The organism is Streptomyces sp. NPDC057617 (assembly GCF_042800555.1).
Lineage (GTDB): Bacteria > Actinomycetota > Actinomycetes > Streptomycetales > Streptomycetaceae > Streptomyces.
The window spans coordinates 286,921-303,904 of the sequence record NZ_JBHVGV010000009.1; the positions used below are offsets into that span (position 1 = coordinate 286,921).

The following is a 16,984-nucleotide window of genomic DNA, read 5'->3' on the forward strand; positions in this document are numbered from 1 at the left end:
TCAGGCAGGCCTTCAGACAGGCCGCGACCACGCGGCCCGGCGCGCCGCGCGCAGCACCCGGGAGCGGCGCCGCCCGCTGAGCCGGTCGGGGTAGACCGTACCGTCGAGATGGTCGCACTCGTGCTGGAGACAGCGCGCGAAGAAGCCCGAGCCCTCGATCCGTACCGGCTCCCCATGGCGGTCGACGCCCTCCGCGACGGCATGGTCGTACCGCTCGGTGCCCGCCTCAAGTCCCGGCAGCGAGAGACAGCCCTCGGGGCCGCGCAGCACGATGTCGTCCGCCCGGGTCAATCGCGGATTGACGAGGTGTCCGAGGTGGCGGATGTCCTCGTCGTCCGGGCAGTCGTACACGAACACCCGCAGCGGTACGCCGATCTGGTTCGCGGCGAGCCCGACCCCCCGGGCGGCGTACATCGTCGCGAACAAGTCCTCGATCAGTCCGGACAGGGCGGGACCGAAGTCCGTGACGGGCTCGCAGGGGGCGTGCAGGACCGGATCGCCCAGTGTTCTCAAGGCGCGTACCCGCCCGGCGCTGCCGGGGATCGAACGGTTCGACATGCCGGTCAGGGTACGGTCACTGTGACCTCCGCCTTCCCGCCCGGTGCCGCGGTTCGGGCCCTTGGCCGGATCTCGATAGGCTGACCCCGGACCGACGCAAGGAGGATCAAGGACGATGGCAGGCAACACGGACCCGCTGACGCCACGGGCCAAGCTGGCCGTGACGGCGGGCAAGGCCGCTGCCGCGGTGTCGCGCGCCGCCGGCCGCGGCAGCGGATCGGTGATCGGCGGGAAGGTGGCGCTCAGACTCGACCCCGACCTGCTGGGTCGGCTCGCGCAGCACCTCGACGTCATCCTCGTGTCGGCGACGAACGGCAAGACCACCACGACCCGGCTGATCGCCGAGGCCCTGCGGGCCGCGGGCCCCGTGGTGTCCAATGCGCTCGGCGCCAATATGCCGGCCGGTATCACCTCGGCCCTCGCGGGCGGTTCCGACGCCAAGTACGGCGTGATCGAGGTCGACGAGAAGTACCTCGCCGGGGTGGCGCGGGACACCACGCCGAAGGCGATCGCGCTGCTCAACCTCTCCCGCGACCAGCTCGACCGCGCCGCCGAGACCCGGATGCTCGCCGAGAAGTGGCGCGAGGGGCTGGCCGGTACGAAGGCCGTCGTGATCGCCAACGCCGACGACCCGCTGATCGTCTGGGCCGCCTCCTCCTCGCCCAATGTCGTCTGGGTGGCCGCGGGCCAGGAGTGGAAGGACGACGCCTGGTCGTGCCCCGCCTGCGGCGGTGTGATGCAGCGTCCGGGCGACGACTGGTTCTGCGGGGAGTGCGGCTTCCGCCGGCCCGCGCCGAGCTGGGCGCTCCACGGCGACCATGTCCTCGACCCGCACGGCTCGGCCTGGCCGATCCATCTCCAGCTCCCGGGCCGCGCCAACAAGGCGAACGCCGCCACCTCGGCGGCCGTCGCGGCGACGTTCGGGGTGCCGCCGCAGGTGGCGCTGGAGCGGATGTACCAGGTGCAGGCCGTGGCCGGGCGGTACGACGTGGTGTCGTTCCTCGGCCGCGATCTGCGGCTGCTGCTCGCCAAGAACCCCGCGGGCTGGCTGGAGACGTTCTCGCTGATCGATCCGCCGCCGTCGCCGGTCATTCTCGCCGTGAACGCCCGGGGGGCGGACGGCACCGACACCTCGTGGCTCTGGGACGTCGACTACACCCGGCTCGCCGGCCATCCGATCTTCGTCATCGGTGACCGCAAGCTGGACCTCGCCGTACGCCTGGAGGTCGCGGGGCTGGACTTCCGGGTCTGTGAGACGCCGGACGAAGCCGTGCGGATGGCGCCGCCCGGACGGATCGAGGCCATCGCCAATTACACCTCGTTCCAGGACCTTCGCAGACGGGTGGGGAACTGACCTGATGTCGGGATACACGAGTCCACGGACGCCTGGAGGACGAGGGAGAATGAGCGACAGCAGCCTGCGCCTGGTGTGGATCTACCCCGATCTGCTGAGCACCTACGGAGACCAGGGCAACGCCCTGGTGGTGGAGCGCCGGGCACGGCAGCGCGGACTGAACGTGACCCGCGTGGATGTACGCAGCGACCAGCCGGTGCCGACCTCCGGCGACATCTATCTGATCGGCGGCGGCGAGGACAGGCCGCAGCGGCTGGCGGCGGAGCGGCTGCGCCGTGACGGGGGTCTCAGCCGGGCCGTCTCGAACGGCGCGATCGTCTTCTCGGTCTGTGCCGGCTATCAGATCCTGGGCCATGAGTTCATCAACGACCTCGGCGAGCGCGAGGCCGGACTCGGGCTGCTCGATGTGGTGTCCACGCGCGGCGAGGGCGAGCGGTGTGTCGGCGATGTGCTGGCGGACATCGATCCCCGGCTGAACCTGCCGCAGCTCACCGGTTTCGAGAACCACCAGGGCATCACCCATCTCGGCCCGACGGCACGGCCGTTCGCGCGGACCAGGCTCGGCCGCGGCAACGGTACGGGCGACGGTACGGAGGGCGCGTACAACGACACCGTGTTCGGTACGTACATGCACGGCCCGGTCATGGCGCGCAACCCGCAGATCGCGGACCTGCTGCTGAAGCTGGCCCTCGATGTGAACGCGCTGCCGCCGACGGACGACCGGTGGTACGACGCGCTGCGCGCCGAGCGGGTGGCGGCGGCGGTCCAGCCCGCCTGACCCGGCCGGCTCTTCCCCGGCCCGCTCCGGTCCTCCGGACCGCGGGCCGGGGCTCGGTGCGCGGGCCTGTGCGGACGTACGCAGGCGTACGGCCCGGGCGCGGCAGGCGTGTCCAGAAGGCGGACTCCGGGTTTCGGTCCCCCCGCCGCCCGCCGGTAGGGTGGCCGGGATCTGTCCGGACGATGGGGTCCGGCCGTCGGCCCACGTTGCAAAGGTATCCCGGGCAATGCGAATTGGTGTGCTCACCTCAGGCGGCGACTGCCCCGGCCTCAACGCCGTGATCAGGTCCGTCGTGCACCGCGCCGTCGTCGACCACGGCGACGAGGTGATCGGGTTCCACGACGGCTGGAAGGGCCTGCTGGAGGCCGACTACCGCAAGCTCGACCTGGACGCCGTCGCCGGGATCCTGGCCCGCGGCGGTACGATCCTGGGCTCGTCCCGGGTCCAGCCCGCGCATCTGCGCGACGGGGTGGAGCGCGCCAGGGGCCATGTGGCGGATCTGGGGCTCGACGCGATCATCCCCATCGGCGGTGAAGGCACCCTCAAGGCGGCCCATCTGCTCTCCGAGGCCGGGCTGCCCATCGTCGGCGTACCGAAGACCATCGACAACGACATCGCCTCGACCGATGTGACCTTCGGCTTCGACACGGCCGTCGGGGTTGCCACCGAGGCACTGGACCGGCTGAAGACCACCGCCGAGTCCCATCAGCGGGTCCTGATCGTGGAGGTCATGGGCCGGCACACCGGGTGGATCGCGCTGCACTCCGGCATGGCGGCCGGCGCCCACGCCATCGTCGTACCGGAGCGCCCGTTCGACATAGGCGAGCTGACCGAACTGGTCGGCAAGCGGTTCTCGGCGGGCAAGAGGTTCGCGATCGTGGTGGTCGCGGAGGGCGCGAAGCCGCGCGAGGGCTCCATGGAGTTCGACGAAGGCGGCAAGGACATCTACGGCCACGAGCGGTTCGCGGGCGTTGCCCGGCAGCTCGCCATCGAGCTGGAGGAACGGCTCGGCAAGGAGGCCAGGCCGGTGATACTCGGCCATGTTCAGCGCGGCGGCACCCCCACGGCGTACGACAGGGTCCTGGCGACCCGGTTCGGCTGGCACGCCGTCGAGGCGGCGCACCGCGGCGAGTTCGGCATGATGACCGCGCTGCGCGGCACGGACATCCTCATGGTGCCGCTGGGCCAGGCCGTGGAGACGCTCAAGACGGTGCCCGCGGAGCGGTACGCCGAGGCGGAGTGCGTGCTCTGACCGGACGGCTTCCGGCCGACCGGGCCCGGCCCGCTCGCACCGACGGAAGAACCGCCCCCGCCCGCCGAGGCGCCCGGGGGCGGTTCTAGTCTGTACGGACAACCGGCGCGAATCCGGCCGGGTGGAGCAGTCACGTCCCACGGCGGGAGCACACGGATGGATCACGGCGGGCACGGCATGACCATGGATCTGCCGCCGTTCACGCTGGGACGGGCCCTGGAGTACTCTCCGGACCTCTTCTTCCTGATCGGGTGTCTGCTGGCGCTCGCGCTGTACGGCGTGGGTGTGCTGCGGCTGCGGCGGCGCGGGGACGAGTGGTCCGTCGGCCGGACCGTCGCGTTTGTGACCGGTGTGCTGACCGTGGCGCTGGTGATGTGCACCGGGCTGAACGACTACGGCATGGTCATGTTCAGCGCGCACATGATCCAGCACATGGTGATCAGCATGGTGTCGCCGATCCTGCTGCTGCTCGGCGCTCCGGTGACGCTGGCGCTGCGGGCGCTGCCGGTGGCGGGCCAGGGCCGCAAGGGGCCGCGCGAGCTGCTGCTGGCGGTGCTGCACAGCCGTTATGTGCGGATCGTCACACACCCCGCCTTCACCATCCCGCTGTTCATCGCGAGCCTGTACGGGCTGTACTTCACGCCTCTCTTCGACTTCCTCATGGGGTCCAAGGCCGGGCACATCGCGATGATGGTGCACTTCCTCGCGGTCGGTCTGATCTTCTTCTGGCCGATCATGGGCGTCGACCCGGGACCGCACCGGCCCAACCATCTGATGCGGATGCTGGAGCTGTTCGCCGGGATGCCCTTCCACGCCTTCTTCGGGATCGCGCTGATGATGGCGAGCGAGCCGATGGTCGCGGCGTACCGCACTCCCCCGGTCTCGCTCGGGATCGACGCCCTCACCGATCAGAACGCGGCGGGCGGTATCGCCTGGGCGTTCAGCGAGATCCCCTCGGTGCTGGTGCTGCTGGCGCTCGTCTACCAGTGGTACCGCTCGGAACAGCGGCAGGCGAAGCGCTCCGACCGGGCCGCCGAGCGCGACGGCGACAAGGAGCTGGCGGAGTACAACGCGTATCTCGCCTCGCTCCAGGCCCGGAGCCAGTAGGCAGTGGCCGGGGGCCAGTAGTCGGGAGCCGGTAGCGCGAAGGCCCTGTCGCGGGCGACGATGGGCGCTACGGCCCCGGCCCGGAGGAGGACCCAGATGCCCCGCTCGACGAAGACGATGGGTGTGGTGACCGTCGGCGCGCTGGTCCTGGTGACGGGGTACACGGCGGTGCTCGGCGGGAACGGGTGGCTCTGGTTCGGGTGGGTGGTGCTCGCGCTGATCACCATCGCCATGACCGCCGCGCACGGACGCTGAGCGGGTCGGGGCGCAGGCCCGGGGCCCAAGCTCTGCGAGCTCGGTGGTCAGAGCGCGCCCGCGTCCCTGGCCGTCCAGACCGAGGGGTACAGCGGCCGGAAACCCAGCTCGTCCCGGATCCTGAGGTTCGAGACGATGCCGTACCAGGGGTCGGGGTCCGTCCGCTGGTCCATCCCTTCCGGCAGCGGTACGCCATTGATCCGGTGGGCCTCCACGGCCGTCAGCGGGGCGTCGTCCGCGATGTTGTACTTGCCCGCCGCCGTCCCGGGCGCGTACAGCAGCCGGATCAGCCCCTGGGCCACATCGGCGTGGTGGACCATCTGGAGCCGCTGGTGGCCGGCCCAGGAGGACGCCCACTGGAGGGCCTGGGCGAGATGCGGGTCGCCGTCCCCGTAGACGAAGGCGAGCGAGCCGATCCGTACGGTCATACCGCGCACGTCTGCGCCGGGTTCGGCGTCGTGGCCGCTGTTGTGGAGTGCGAGCAGGCCTGCCTCCGCCTCGCCCTTGGACCGGGCGTACGCGCCCCACAGCAGGCCGCCGGGCACGGGCTCGTCGTCCTCGGTGAGCGGCCTGCCCCGGCCCGCGCCGTACGCGAGGTTCGTGCTCACCTGTACGAAGCGGCTCACGCCGCTGTCCCGCGCGGCCCGGCCGAGGGTGAGCGCGCCGTCACGGTTGACGGCCCAGGCCTCCTCGTCCGGGACTCCGCGGAAGGCCGCAGCGATGTTCACCACCGCGTCCGCGCCCTCCAGCGCCGCGGGGAGGCTCTTCGCGTCCCGCAGGTCGCCGACCGCGATCCGCGCGCCCAGCGCGGCGAACGGCGCGCCGCGCTCCTCGTCCCGTACCAGTACCCGGACCGTGTCGCCCGGGGCGGTGCGCCGGAGCAGCCTCGGTACGAACCGGCGGCCGACCTGCCCCGTCACACCTGTCACCAGCGTCAGCATCGTCTTCTCTCCCTGCTCCGGTGTCTGCGCCCCGCATGTCTCTGCCGGGCGGTTCCAGCCTGGCCGGGGCCCGGCCCGGCGGGGAGAGACGTTCCTGTCCTGGGACCGGCTCTCCCTGGATGGGCCCGCCGTCCGGCGTCATGCTGGGGGTGTGGACCGAGAAGAGCTGGCACATTTCCTGCGCCGCTGCCGGGCGCGGCTGGATCCCGCGGATGTGGGGATGGAGGCCGGGTCCCGGCGCCGTACCCCCGGACTGCGCCGCGAGGAGGTCGCCCAGCTCACCGGCATGTCCGTGGACTACTACGCACGGCTCGAACAGGGCCGGGGCTCGCGACCCTCGCGGCAGATGCTCACCGCGCTCGCGCGGGCGCTGCGGCTGAGCGAGGACGAGCGGGACCATCTCTTCCATCTCACGGGCGAGGAGCCGCCGCGCGACACCGACGCGTCCACGCATGTGCGGCCGGGGCTGATGATGATCCTGGACCGGCTGTACGACGCGCCCGCGCAGGTGATGAACGACTGGGGCGAGGTGCTCGCACAGAACGCCATGGCGGCGGCGCTGACCGGCGAGTCCGTAGTGGGCCGCAACATCATCCTGCGCTACTTCACCGAGCCCGCGGCCCGCGCGCTGTTCCCGCCGGAGACCCATGAGGAGCACGCCAGGGCGCATGTGGCCCAGCTGCGTTCGGTGCTGGCGGCCCGGCCGCGGGATCCGGGGCCGGCGCATCTCGTGGCCCATCTGCGGGCGGTCAGCGAGGAGTTCGCGGCACTGTGGGAGGAGCACGAGGTGGCGGTGCGGCGCTCGTCGGCGAAGCGGTTCCTGCATCCGGTGGTCGGGCCGCTGGATCTGGACTGCGAGGTGCTGCTGAGCGCGGACCGGGGGCAGTTCCTGATCGTCCACTCGGCCCGGCCGGGCACCGAGACCCACGAACGGCTCCAACTCCTGCGCGTAGTGGGCCTCCAGGACCTGACGCCGGACCGGTAGCGGCACGGCGTCAGGCCCAGAGGCCCGGTCGGATCAGCTCAGTTGGCGATCGGCTCGGTCGGCCGGACCGGCTCAGTTGGACTCGGTGACGCGGAGCGAGGGCTTTCCGTTGACGCTCGCCGCCTTGCCGGCTCCGGGCGCTCCGCTCCTGAGCGCGTTGAGGATGGCCATGCCCTGGCCCACCAGGCCCGCCGCCATGTCGTTGACGCCGTCGGTGCCGTTCAGGACGGTCAGGTTCGCACCCGAGATGCCCCGGGACGCCGCGTCGGCGAGCGCGGGAAGGTTCTCCACGATGCGGTTGGCCGCGATGAGTTCCTGGTTGCCGTCCTTCAGCGACGCGGCACGGGCGGTGTTGGCGTCGGCCTGCGCCTGGGCGAGGGTGCGCTCGGTGTACGCGCCGCCGTCCGCCTCGAACTTCGCGCGGTCGCGGGCGGCTTCGGCGAGGGTGCGCTGGCGGTACGCCTCGGCGTCGGCGGGGCGCCTGACCTCGGCCTCCAGCCGCTGCGCGGCCAGTTGGGCCTGCCGCTCGGCCAACGCGGTCTGTTCCTCGATGGTTTCCTGCGAGGAGCGCGCCTCGGCCAGCGGTCCGGCCTGTGCGGCGCGGGCGTTGACCTGTTCCGTCTCGGCGTGGAAGCCGGCGCGTTTGATCGCGGTGTCCCGTTCGTACTCGGCCTTGAGCGCGGCGGCCTGCTGTTCGCGTTCGGCCGCCTCCTGGTCCGACTTGGCCTGCGCGATCCGGGCCTGGCTCGCGACGGCTGCGGCATGCGGGGCGGCCAGATTGTCGATATAGCCGGTGGCGTCGTCGATCTCCTGGATCTGGAGCGCGTCCACGACGATCCCCAGCTTCTCCATCTCGCTGTGGCTGCCCTGCTTCACTTCCTGGGCGACCCTGTCACGCTCGCGGATGATCTGCTCGACGGTCAGTCCGCCGACGATGGACCTCAGGTGACCTGCGAAGATCCGGCCCACCAGCTCTTCCATCCGGTCCTGTTCCGCCAGGAAGCGGCGGGCCGCGTTGGCGATGGACACGGCGTCGTCGCCGACCTTGAACACCGCCACCGCGCGTACCCGCAGCCGGATGCCCTGCTGGGTGACGCAGTCCTCGACGATCTCCGCCTCCCGCAGCGCCAGGGACAGCATGCGGGCCTTCTGCTTGATGGGCATGACAAAGCTGCCGTGCCCGGTGACGATACGGAACTGAGTGTCCTGCGCCTGCCGTTTCGAACCCGAGATGAGCATCGCCTCATTCGGCGCGGGAACATGCCAGAACAGCATGGGGAACTCCTGTCGTGTGTCAGGAGGCCGAGCGGTCAGGCGGGGAAGGGCTCCACGATCACCGAGCGCGCCGAGACGCACTCGGTGACGATGACCCGGAGATTCCTGCCGAGCGGACGGTCCGCCCAGGCCGCGTAGGCCTCGGACCCGCCCCGTACGGAGACCAGGACCTCCCCGGGCCCGTCCGCCGGAATGGGTACGGTCACCCTGCCGATCGCGCCGACCGGGCTCTGCGCGGAGTCATCCGCCGCATACATGGGCCTCCGACCTCGTACCTCGTCGAGGACACCCCCGGCGAATGCGGCCGAAGGCGACAAAACCCTCGTTGGATTCACAGTACTCCGGAGGGCGTCGGGAGCGACTCCGGAGGGCGTCAGGAACGCGTACGGGCAGGTACGGCGACCCGTACCTGCCCGTGGACCGTACCTGCCGGTGGACCCGACCTGCCGGTGCGCCGCCGCCGTCAGGCGCCCTTGCGGGCGACGGCTCCGTACATGGCGATGTCGCGGTCGTCGATGGGCTCCTGGTCGGGGTCGGGCCGCCAGTGGTGGACCTGCGTCAGTCCCGGTTCGACCATGTCGAGCCCGGCGAAGAAGGTCTGCGCCTCGGCATGGGTACGGAGCTGCATGGGCATGCCGCGGCTCGCGTACTCCGCGGCGACCCGGCCCACCTCGACCGGGGCGAAATCGGCGGTCCCGATGGTCATCGCCAGGAAGCTGCCCTCGGGCAGCGGGTCGAGAAGCCGCTGCACCAGACCGTGATCGTCGTCGGTCTCCAGTATGAAGTGCAGGATGCCGATGACCATCAGGCCGACGGGCTCCTTCAGATCGAGCAGCTCCACGAACTCCGGGGAGTTGATGATCGCGTCGGGGTCCCGCATATCGGCGTCGACATACGCGGTACGGCCCTCGGGGGTGCTGGTGAGCAGCGCGCGGGCGTGCGCCAGCACGATCGGGTCGTTGTCGACATAGACGATCCGGGCGTCCGGGCGCTCCTCCTGCACCACCTCGTGCACATTGGGCGAGGTGGGCAGGCCGGTGCCGATGTCCAGGAACTGGCGGATGCCCTCCTCGCGCGCGAGATAGCGGGACGCACGGTGCATGAACTCCCGGTTGGCGCGCATGTGGACGGGCAGCGCGGGCCACCCCTGGCACATCGCGTCCCCGGCCTCCTGGTCGACCGGATAGTTGTCCTTGCCGCCCAGGATGTAGTCGTAGACGCGTGCCGAATGCGCCTCGCCGGTGTTGAATCGGTCGTCCGGAGAGCCCTGCGGTGCCACCTTCACTCCTCCCAGGTACCGGAGTTCCGCGTGACGCGGACACCTGCGTACCACTCCCGGGCCCGTCCGGTGCCCCGGCAGGGTCCGGCCCCGATCAAAGCCTTGGCCCGAGTCTAAGCGCTTGGTGATCTCTTGCGGTATGGCCTGAGCGGGAGACTCGGTGGCCGGCCGGGGCGGAGGGGGAAACCGGGGCGGAGGGAGGGAGAAACCGGGGCGGAGGGAGGGAGAAAGGCGCAGGTGAGAGCGGTGGTGTCAGCCGCCTTCCGCCTGGCGGATCTGGTCGCCGAGACGGCTCGTACGGAGATCGGCCGTCAGGAACTCCTCCGACCGCGGCAGGCTCAGATGGAACTCCGACGCGGTGCTGATGGCGATGTCGCCGTCGTCGATCCGGAAGTCCAGGGCATGGCCCCCGCTGTCACGAGCGGCGTTCAGGAAGTGCAGGTGGTAGCCGGCCACCGTGATGCCCTGCTCGTAGTCGGGCGAGCGGAATCCGGCCAGTGTCCCGGCCACATCCGTGAAGCCGGTCTCCGCCTGGCCCTCGGTGGCCTTGACCAGGGGCGGATAGGGCGGGCTCTGCTTCATCACGGTACGTGTGCGCATGGCACCGAACGTGCCGGTGATGCGGATGGCGTGGACGAGATTCTCGCTGGGGATCGCCTTGTCGATCAGGGCGACGACATCGTCCCTGCCGGTGGGCTCGGTGATCCGGATCGTCGTCTGCGGCCGGAACCGGGTCATGGCGGCGAAGGGCGTACGGTCCGTGGGCGCGGCGACCGCGGCCGTACCGTCCGACCACAGGTGGTAGCAGGTGCCGTCGAGGATGACCATCTCACCGTCGAGCCGGTTGAACGTACCCAGCCCGAAGTCGCCATGGGTGAGCAGTTCGGCGATGGTGACCTCGCCCTCGTAGACGCCGTCGAGCAGGGCGCCCATGGTGGAGGACTGGTAGATCTCGGGGGCCGTGCCGCCCCGGTCGCGGGCCCCGGCGTCCCCGAAGCGGTGCGCGACCATCGTGCGCGCCCATCGCCGGAACCGGTCCGCCGCGGTGTGGTGGCCGGACGCGTTCATGTCTGCCAACCCTTCTGCGCGACGGCGCCCGGCATCATTCGAAGACCTCGTCGTGAAGCTGGGCGGCCAGATCGGTGTTGTGGCTGTAGTCCACCGGTACGTCGACGATGGAGGGGCCGTCCTCGCCGAGCGCCTGTCGCAGTACGGAGACGAACTCGTCCTGGGTCGTGACCCGGTAGCCGTGCGCCCCGAAGGCCTCGGCGTACTTCACCACGTCGTAGTCGCCGAGCTGCACGCCCGACTTCCTGCCGTACTTGAGCACTTCCTGGAAGCCCACCATGTCGTAGGTGTTGTCGCGCATCAGGACATGGGTGAAGGTCAGCCCGAGCCGGGTGGCGGTCTCCAGCTCCTGTGCGGAGAAGAGGAATCCGCCGTCTCCCGATACGGACACCACCTGGGTGCCGGGGCGGGCCATGCTCGCCGCCATGGCCCATGGCAGGGCGACGCCCAGGGTCTGCTGCCCGTTGGAGAACAGCAGATGGCGCGGTTCGTAGGCGCGGAAGTGGCGGGCCATGTAGATGTACACGGATCCGATGTCACAGGTGACGGTGGCGTCGTCGGTCAGGGCGTCCCGCAGATCCAGCACCACGGCCGCCGGATTGAGCCCGGCGCCCGTCGGTACGGCGGCCCGGGCACGCTCGTCGACCTCGGCCAGTTCCCTTTGCCTGAGCGCGATTTCGTCCTTGAAGGACTCGCTCGGGGCCACTCCGGCCAGCCGCCCGGTGAGTTCCGTGAGGGTCGCGGCCACGGTGCCGCGCAGCTCCAGGGCCGGCTCGTAGTGGTTGTCGATCGCCGCGGGGAGGGCGTCGATGTGGACGACCGTACGGGCCGTGTCGGCGTTCCACATGACCGGGTCGTACTCGACGGGGTCGAACCCGATGGTGACCAGGACATCCGCCTCGGCCACGAGGACATCGCCCGGCTGGTTGCGGAACAGGCCGACGCGCCCGACGTAATGCCGTTCCAGGGTCCGGGACATGACGCCCGCGGCCTGGAACGTCTCGGCCACCGGAAACCCGGTCTTCGCGACCAGCGCCCGCAGCGCGGCGCAGCTCTCGGGGTCGGCGGCCCGGATACCGACCAGCAGGACCGGCCGCTGTGCCCGGCGGATGAGCTTCGCCGCATGCTCGATGGCCTCCGCGGGAGCGGGGCCCATGGGCGGTACGGGCAGGGCCCGGGTGATCCCGGCGGTGGTGGGGGCCGCCTGGACGTCGGACGGCAGGACCACCGCGGCCGATCCGCGCGGCTCGGTGGCGGCGGCGCGGAAGGCGTTGGCGACGGTCTCCGGGACATTGTCCGGATCGCTGACCTCGCCGGTGAACTTGGTGACGGTCCTGAGGAGCGCGGCGGCGTCCATCGACTGGTGTGTCCGCTTGAGCCTGTTCTCCCGGCCGACCGCGCCGCACAGTGCCACCACGGGATCCTGCTCGGTGTTGGCGGTCAGCAGACCGGTCGCCAGATTGGCCGTGCCGGGGCCCGAGGTCACCAGGAGGACACCCGGCGTGCCGGTGAGCCTGCCGAACGCCGCCGCCATGAACGCGGCGTTCTGCTCATGCCGGCAGACCACCAACTGCGGGCCCATATCGGCCAGTACGTCATAGGCCGCGTCGATCTTCGCTCCCGGCACCCCGAAGATGAACGGGACACCTTGCGACTGGACGGTCTCGATCGCCCGCTGTGCGCTGCGTACGGATTCTTCCTGCTTCACGTTCTTCACGCTGCTGGCCATGGCGATGCCCTCCTCACCCCGACCACTCTATTTTGGGGACGAAAAGGGCACACCTTGAGCACTGGTGGCGACGAACCGCACCCGTCGAGTGACCGACCGGCCGGCATCGTCCCCGCCACGCAGACACACGGCGCCCCCGCACATACACTTGCCCGCCGGAGCCCCCACTGACCTGGGAAAATGGCAGCCCGGGAGCCGGTCGGGCCAGTGAGGAGCGCATCCCGTGTTCTATTACGTCCTCAAATATGTGCTGCTGGGGCCCCTGCTGCGGCTGCTCTTCCGGCCCCGGATCGAGGGCCTGGAACACATTCCGGCCCACGGCCCGGCCATCGTCGCGGGCAACCATCTCTCCTTCTCCGACCACTTCCTGATGCCCGCGATCCTGAAGCGGCGCATCACCTTCCTCGCCAAGGCCGAGTACTTCACGGGCCCCGGTCTCAAGGGGCGGCTGACCGCCTTCTTCTTCCGCAGCGCCGGGCAGATCCCGGTGGACCGGTCGGGCAAGGAGGCCGGAGGCGCGGCGATCAGGGAAGGGCTCGCGGTGCTGGGCAGGGACGAGCTGCTGGGGATCTATCCCGAGGGCACCCGCTCGCACGACGGACGGCTCTACAAGGGCAAGGTCGGGGTCGCGGTGATGGCGATCAGGGCGCAGGTGCCGGTGGTGCCGTGCGCCATGGTCGGCACGTTCGAGATCCAGCCGCCCGGCCAGGTCGTACCGAGCATCCGGCGGGTGACGATCCGGTTCGGCGAGCCGCTGGAGTTCTCGCGCTACGCCGGTCTGGAGCATGAGCGGGCGGCGGTCCGTGCGGTCACCGACGAGATCATGTACGCGATCCTGGGACTGTCCGGGCAGGAGTACGTGGACCGCTACGCGGCCGAGGTGAAGGCCGAGCAGGCGAAGGACAAACAGGCCAAGGGCAAGCAGGACGAGGCCGGGCAGCCGAGGAAGTTCCTGCGGCGCCGGCGCTGACAAGGCCGAGGAAAGAGGGCGACCGGCCCTGGCAGGACCGGTCGCCCCCAACTACCCACTCGCTACTTGTACTTGTCGGCCTTACGGCTTCGGCGTGGCGTGCGGACCGCACGTCACATCGGCGCTGTCCAGCGCGCCGGTCAGCAGATAGGCCTTGACCCGGTCGTTGATGCACGGGTTCACCAGGTTGGTGATGCCGTGCGAACCGGCGTCCCGCTCCGTGATCAGACGCGAGCCCTTGAACCGCTTGTGCAGTTCGACGGCACCCTCGTACGGCGTGGCGGCGTCCCGCGTGGACTGCGTGATCAGCACCGGCGGCAGCCCCTTGCCGGTCTTGACCTGAACCGGGGTCTGCTGCTCGACGCCCCAGGTGGCGCACGGCAGGTTCATCCAGGCGTTGGCCCAGGTCAGGAACGGGTGGTCCCGGTGCAGCCGGGTGTTGTCCCGGTCCCAGGTCCGCCAGTTCGTGGGCCACTGCGCGTCGGCGCACTCGACGGCCGTGTAGACGGCGTTGCCGTTCTCGGCCGAGGCGTTGCCCTTGGTGTCGGACAGGTCCGGGGCCGCGGCGTCGACGAGCGCCTGGGTGTCACCGGCCAGGTAGTCGCTCCAGACGGAGGCGACGGGCACCCAACTGGAGTCGTAGTACGGGGCGCTCTGGAAGAGCCCGATCAGCTCGGCGGGACCGACGACCCCGCCGATCGGGTTCTTCTTCGCGGCGGCCCGCAGCTTCTCCCACTGCCGCTCGACCGCGGCGGGGGTGGAGCCGATGTGGAAGGCCGCGTCGTTCTGGGCGACCCACTTCATCCAGTCCTGGAACCGGGTCTCGAAGGCGACGTCCTGGTCCAGGTTGGCCTGGTACCAGATCTTCTCCTTCGACGGGTTGACCACACTGTCGACGACCATCCGGCGCACATGGGTCGGGAACAGCGTGCCGTAGACGGCGCCCAGGTACGTACCGTACGAGACGCCCAGGTAGTTGAGCTTCTTCTCACCGAGCGCGGCCCGGATGACATCCAGGTCCCGGGCGGTGTTGGGCGTCGTCATGTGCGGCAGCATCCAGCCGCTGCGCTCCTTGCAGCCGTCCGCGTACTCCGCGGCGAGCTTGCGCTGGGCGCGCTTGTCGGCCTCGCTGTCGGGGACCGGGTCGAGCTTGGGCGCCTTGACGAACTCCTGCGGGTCGACACAGGAGATGGGGGTCGAGCGGCCGACCCCGCGCGGGTCGAAGCCCACGAAGTCGTACGCCTTCGCCGCGTCCGCCCAGATGGCGTTCTTGGTGACGACGCGGCGCGGGAACGCCATGCCGGAGCCACCGGGACCGCCGGGGTTGTAGATCAGCGCGCCCTGGCGCTGGTCCTTGGTGCCCGTGCTGGCGATACGGTCGACGGCAAGCTTGATCTGCCGGCCGTTCGGCTTGGTGTAGTCGAGCGGGACGCTCACATAGCCGCACTGGATGGGCTTCTCCAGTGACCAGTCGGCCGGACAGTCCTGCCAGTCGATGCCCGCCTTCGCGGCCCGTTCCGCGGCGACCGTGGCGCCGTACGCCGCCGGGTCGCCGTGGTGGCGTCCGTCGGCGCTGGCCGCCGGAGCGGCCATGGCGCCGGCTATCAGCGTGCCCGCGAGCAGAGTGCCGGCCGAGCCGAGCACTGCGGTGCGTCTCAAGTGGAACCTCCCCCTGTTGTGTTTCGCTGCCTGCGGCAACGCGTTCGATGGGACTCCTGGGGATCCTTCCGTCTGCGGCATCGCCGGGAACAGGCCGTACGGCCATTTCTTTACCGAACCAATAACCGGTGCGTGCTGTCCCGCTCAGCGGTACGCGGAGCTGTGCAGCGCCTCGTCCAGCACACGGCGGAGCCGCAGGGCGTCCGGCGCGACGGCCGTGATCAGGACGGCGGGTCCGGCGAGCGGAGTGAGTACGGCGGTCTCCCCCAGCAGCCGCGGCAGAGCCGGTTTCTCCTCGAACTCCGTTCCCACGAGCAGGAGTTGCCCGACCGCGCGATGGCCGCCGAGGACCGCTCCGCCGTCCCAGCCCGCGGGGGCTCCGGGGCCGTACGAAAGCTCCTGGTCGAGCAGCGGGCGGCCCGCCCGCAGCACCGTAAGCCGGGTGGACAGGGTGCCGGGCTCCTCGCCGTGGCGGCCGAGGATCTGTTCCTCGCGGAGCACCAGACGGGCGGTGGCGGCGAGTTCGACGCGGGTACGCATCCGGAGGTCGCTGCCGTACGCGGAGATCAGCTGCTCCGGCACCCAGTTCAGCCCGGCGCGCTCGCCGACGGTCAGCCGTACGTCGTAGTGGGCGGGTTCGCCGTCGCGTCCCGGCAGGGCGACGGTGGCCGCGGCGGAGTCCACGGTGAGCAGGGCGCCGTCCCGTACCTCCGTCTCGATCGCGAGCCGATCGCCGCCGAGGGGCGCGCTCATCGCGCCGACGACGGTGACCCGGGCGCCGGGTCCGGTGGCGCGGGTACGGCGCAGCGCGAGCGGTCCCTCGCCCGCGAGCACCGGAAGTCCCGCGGGGGTCGCGACGATACGGGCGGTGGCGCGGACGCTCATACGGTGGGCGCTCACGCGGTCCAGTCGGCGAGGCGCCCGAGCACCCAGTCCGTGACCGGCCCCACACCGTCCGGTGCCTTCAACGAGGTGAAGGCGACGGGCAGTTCGCCGCGCTGCTCCTTGGCGTCGCGGGCCATCCGGCCGAGGTCGGAGCCGACATACGGCGCCAGGTCCGTCTTGTTGACGACGAGCAGATCGGCGGTGGTGACCCCGGGGCCGCCCTTGCGCGGGATGTCGTCGCCGCCCGCCACATCGATGACAAAAATCTGCGCGTCGACAAGGCCCTTGGAGAAGGTCGCGGTGAGATTGTCGCCGCCGGACTCGACGAGGATCAGATCGAGCGGTCCGGCCGCGTCCTCCAGGTCCTCGACGGCTTCGAGATTGGCGGAGATGTCGTCGCGGATCGCGGTGTGCGGACAGGCGCCGGTCTCCACGGCCTGGATGCGCTCGGGCGGCAGCACGGCCTCCCTGAGCAGGAACTCGGCGTCCTCGCGGGTGTAGATGTCATTGGTGACGACGGCGAGCGAGAGCCGGTCGCGCAGGGCCCGGCAGAGCGCGGCGACGGCCGCGGTCTTCCCCGACCCGACGGGCCCGCCGAGCCCGATCCGCAGCGCACGCCGCCGGCCGTCGGGCCGTACGGCATCGGCGCTGACGGCGGCCGGACCCTGGTGACTGTGGTCGAGATGCATGGGGCGACTCCTGTCGGGACGGTACGGAGAAGGGCCGGGGGTACGCGGGCGGGTGTACGGGGCGGGGGGTACGGGGCGGTCTGCCGCTAGGGCGTGTCCGCAAAGTATCGGCGTCCGCCCGCAGGGCGGGGTCCGCGCCCGCCGCGGAGCGGCTGATGTCACAGCGGTGCGTGCAATCGCAAGGCGGAGGATCGCTCTCG

The 16,984-nt window shown here is 70.8% G+C and carries 17 protein-coding genes; 7 read left to right on the plus strand and 10 right to left on the minus strand.

Going from position 1 to position 16,984, the window contains the following annotated elements:
* Nucleotides 1–12 precede the first annotated feature (12 nt).
* Nucleotides 13–558 (minus strand): peptide deformylase, encoded by a 546-nt coding sequence (gene def, locus ACFU9P_RS23440; RefSeq protein ID WP_376380389.1) that lies wholly within the window; start codon nt 556–558, stop codon nt 13–15.
* A gap of 115 nt (nt 559–673) precedes the next feature.
* On the opposite strand from def, the gene ACFU9P_RS23445 reads away from it, so the two are divergent.
* The 5 genes from ACFU9P_RS23445 (at nt 674) to ACFU9P_RS23465 (ending at nt 5,304) form a co-directional block, all read left to right on the plus strand.
* Entirely contained in the window at nt 674–1,912 is a 1,239-nt protein-coding gene (locus tag ACFU9P_RS23445) for a MurT ligase domain-containing protein (protein WP_376380386.1), read from the plus strand.
* Between the two features lie 49 nt (nt 1,913–1,961).
* The gene (locus ACFU9P_RS23450) at nt 1,962–2,690 is read left to right on the plus strand and encodes a type 1 glutamine amidotransferase (RefSeq protein ID WP_376380382.1); all 729 of its coding nucleotides are present in this window, start codon (nt 1,962–1,964) and stop codon (nt 2,688–2,690) included.
* A gap of 226 nt (nt 2,691–2,916) precedes the next feature.
* The gene (locus ACFU9P_RS23455) at nt 2,917–3,942 is read left to right on the plus strand and encodes a 6-phosphofructokinase (protein WP_376380379.1); all 1,026 of its coding nucleotides are present in this window, start codon (nt 2,917–2,919) and stop codon (nt 3,940–3,942) included.
* A 156-nt stretch (nt 3,943–4,098) separates the two neighbouring features.
* A complete protein-coding gene (locus tag ACFU9P_RS23460) occupies nt 4,099–5,049 on the plus strand; it encodes a cytochrome c oxidase assembly protein (RefSeq protein WP_384083984.1) in 951 nt (316 codons plus the stop codon).
* Between the two features lie 96 nt (nt 5,050–5,145).
* The gene (locus ACFU9P_RS23465; RefSeq protein WP_376380374.1) at nt 5,146–5,304 is read left to right on the plus strand and encodes a hypothetical protein; all 159 of its coding nucleotides are present in this window, start codon (nt 5,146–5,148) and stop codon (nt 5,302–5,304) included.
* A 47-nt stretch (nt 5,305–5,351) separates the two neighbouring features.
* Here the strand turns inward: ACFU9P_RS23465 and ACFU9P_RS23470 are convergent, their stop codons facing one another.
* Nucleotides 5,352–6,245: an NAD-dependent epimerase/dehydratase family protein gene (locus tag ACFU9P_RS23470; protein WP_384083987.1), complete on the minus strand. Its 894-nt coding sequence runs from the start codon at nt 6,243–6,245 to the stop codon at nt 5,352–5,354.
* 151 nt (nt 6,246–6,396) lie between these two features.
* Here ACFU9P_RS23470 and ACFU9P_RS23475 point away from each other — a divergent pair, with 151 nt between their 5' ends.
* Complete coding sequence (locus ACFU9P_RS23475; protein WP_384083990.1) at nt 6,397–7,230, plus strand: helix-turn-helix transcriptional regulator; 834 nt, start codon at nt 6,397–6,399, stop codon at nt 7,228–7,230.
* Between the two features lie 72 nt (nt 7,231–7,302).
* Here the strand turns inward: ACFU9P_RS23475 and ACFU9P_RS23480 are convergent, their stop codons facing one another.
* From ACFU9P_RS23480 to alsS, 5 genes are all read right to left on the minus strand, one after another.
* Nucleotides 7,303–8,505: an SPFH domain-containing protein gene (locus ACFU9P_RS23480; RefSeq protein ID WP_376380364.1), complete on the minus strand. Its 1,203-nt coding sequence runs from the start codon at nt 8,503–8,505 to the stop codon at nt 7,303–7,305.
* Nucleotides 8,506–8,540: 35 nt separating this feature from the next.
* A complete protein-coding gene (locus ACFU9P_RS23485; RefSeq protein ID WP_046494665.1) occupies nt 8,541–8,762 on the minus strand; it encodes a hypothetical protein in 222 nt (73 codons plus the stop codon).
* Nucleotides 8,763–8,968: 206 nt separating this feature from the next.
* Nucleotides 8,969–9,784 carry an SAM-dependent methyltransferase gene (locus tag ACFU9P_RS23490; RefSeq protein WP_376380361.1) on the minus strand — a complete coding sequence of 272 codons (816 nt, stop codon included), beginning with the start codon at nt 9,782–9,784 and terminating at the stop codon, nt 8,969–8,971.
* Nucleotides 9,785–10,036: 252 nt separating this feature from the next.
* Nucleotides 10,037–10,852, minus strand: a complete 816-nt coding sequence (gene budA, locus ACFU9P_RS23495; RefSeq protein ID WP_384083994.1) for an acetolactate decarboxylase — start codon at nt 10,850–10,852, stop codon at nt 10,037–10,039.
* A 34-nt stretch (nt 10,853–10,886) separates the two neighbouring features.
* Nucleotides 10,887–12,581 carry an acetolactate synthase AlsS gene (alsS, locus tag ACFU9P_RS23500; protein ID WP_384083997.1) on the minus strand — a complete coding sequence of 565 codons (1,695 nt, stop codon included), beginning with the start codon at nt 12,579–12,581 and terminating at the stop codon, nt 10,887–10,889.
* 223 nt (nt 12,582–12,804) lie between these two features.
* Between alsS and ACFU9P_RS23505 the strand changes: the two genes are divergently transcribed.
* Nucleotides 12,805–13,551 (plus strand): lysophospholipid acyltransferase family protein, encoded by a 747-nt coding sequence (locus ACFU9P_RS23505; RefSeq protein ID WP_384084000.1) that lies wholly within the window; start codon nt 12,805–12,807, stop codon nt 13,549–13,551.
* A gap of 81 nt (nt 13,552–13,632) precedes the next feature.
* Here the strand turns inward: ACFU9P_RS23505 and ACFU9P_RS23510 are convergent, their stop codons facing one another.
* The 3 genes from ACFU9P_RS23510 to ureG form a co-directional block, all read right to left on the minus strand.
* On the minus strand, nt 13,633–15,144 hold the full coding sequence (locus tag ACFU9P_RS23510; protein ID WP_384084244.1) for an alpha/beta hydrolase: 1,512 nt from the start codon (nt 15,142–15,144) through the stop codon (nt 13,633–13,635).
* A 210-nt stretch (nt 15,145–15,354) separates the two neighbouring features.
* Nucleotides 15,355–16,095, minus strand: a complete 741-nt coding sequence (locus ACFU9P_RS23515; protein ID WP_384084247.1) for an urease accessory protein UreD — start codon at nt 16,093–16,095, stop codon at nt 15,355–15,357.
* An 11-nt stretch (nt 16,096–16,106) separates the two neighbouring features.
* Complete coding sequence (ureG, locus tag ACFU9P_RS23520) at nt 16,107–16,784, minus strand: urease accessory protein UreG (RefSeq protein WP_376380350.1); 678 nt, start codon at nt 16,782–16,784, stop codon at nt 16,107–16,109.
* Between the last annotated feature and the right edge of the window lie 200 nt (nt 16,785–16,984).

Excerpts from the sequence above, each read along its gene's own strand:
- ACFU9P_RS23460 (WP_384083984.1), top strand. The coding sequence starts at position 4,099 with ATGGATCACGGCGGGCACGGCATGACCATGGATCTGCCGCCGTTCACG.
- ACFU9P_RS23510 (WP_384084244.1), bottom strand. The coding sequence starts at position 15,144 with ATGGCCGCTCCGGCGGCCAGCGCCGACGGACGCCACCACGGCGACCCG.
- ACFU9P_RS23470 (WP_384083987.1), bottom strand. The coding sequence starts at position 6,245 with ATGCTGACGCTGGTGACAGGTGTGACGGGGCAGGTCGGCCGCCGGTTC.
- alsS (WP_384083997.1), bottom strand. The coding sequence starts at position 12,581 with ATGGCCAGCAGCGTGAAGAACGTGAAGCAGGAAGAATCCGTACGCAGC.
- ACFU9P_RS23480 (WP_376380364.1), bottom strand. The coding sequence starts at position 8,505 with ATGCTGTTCTGGCATGTTCCCGCGCCGAATGAGGCGATGCTCATCTCG.
- ACFU9P_RS23445 (WP_376380386.1), top strand. The coding sequence starts at position 674 with ATGGCAGGCAACACGGACCCGCTGACGCCACGGGCCAAGCTGGCCGTG.
- ACFU9P_RS23485 (WP_046494665.1), bottom strand. The coding sequence starts at position 8,762 with ATGTATGCGGCGGATGACTCCGCGCAGAGCCCGGTCGGCGCGATCGGC.
- ACFU9P_RS23450 (WP_376380382.1), top strand. The coding sequence starts at position 1,962 with ATGAGCGACAGCAGCCTGCGCCTGGTGTGGATCTACCCCGATCTGCTG.
- def (WP_376380389.1), bottom strand. The coding sequence starts at position 558 with ATGTCGAACCGTTCGATCCCCGGCAGCGCCGGGCGGGTACGCGCCTTG.
- ACFU9P_RS23515 (WP_384084247.1), bottom strand. The coding sequence starts at position 16,095 with ATGAGCGTCCGCGCCACCGCCCGTATCGTCGCGACCCCCGCGGGACTT.
- budA (WP_384083994.1), bottom strand. The coding sequence starts at position 10,852 with ATGAACGCGTCCGGCCACCACACCGCGGCGGACCGGTTCCGGCGATGG.
- ureG (WP_376380350.1), bottom strand. The coding sequence starts at position 16,784 with ATGCATCTCGACCACAGTCACCAGGGTCCGGCCGCCGTCAGCGCCGAT.
- ACFU9P_RS23465 (WP_376380374.1), top strand. The coding sequence starts at position 5,146 with ATGCCCCGCTCGACGAAGACGATGGGTGTGGTGACCGTCGGCGCGCTG.
- ACFU9P_RS23455 (WP_376380379.1), top strand. The coding sequence starts at position 2,917 with ATGCGAATTGGTGTGCTCACCTCAGGCGGCGACTGCCCCGGCCTCAAC.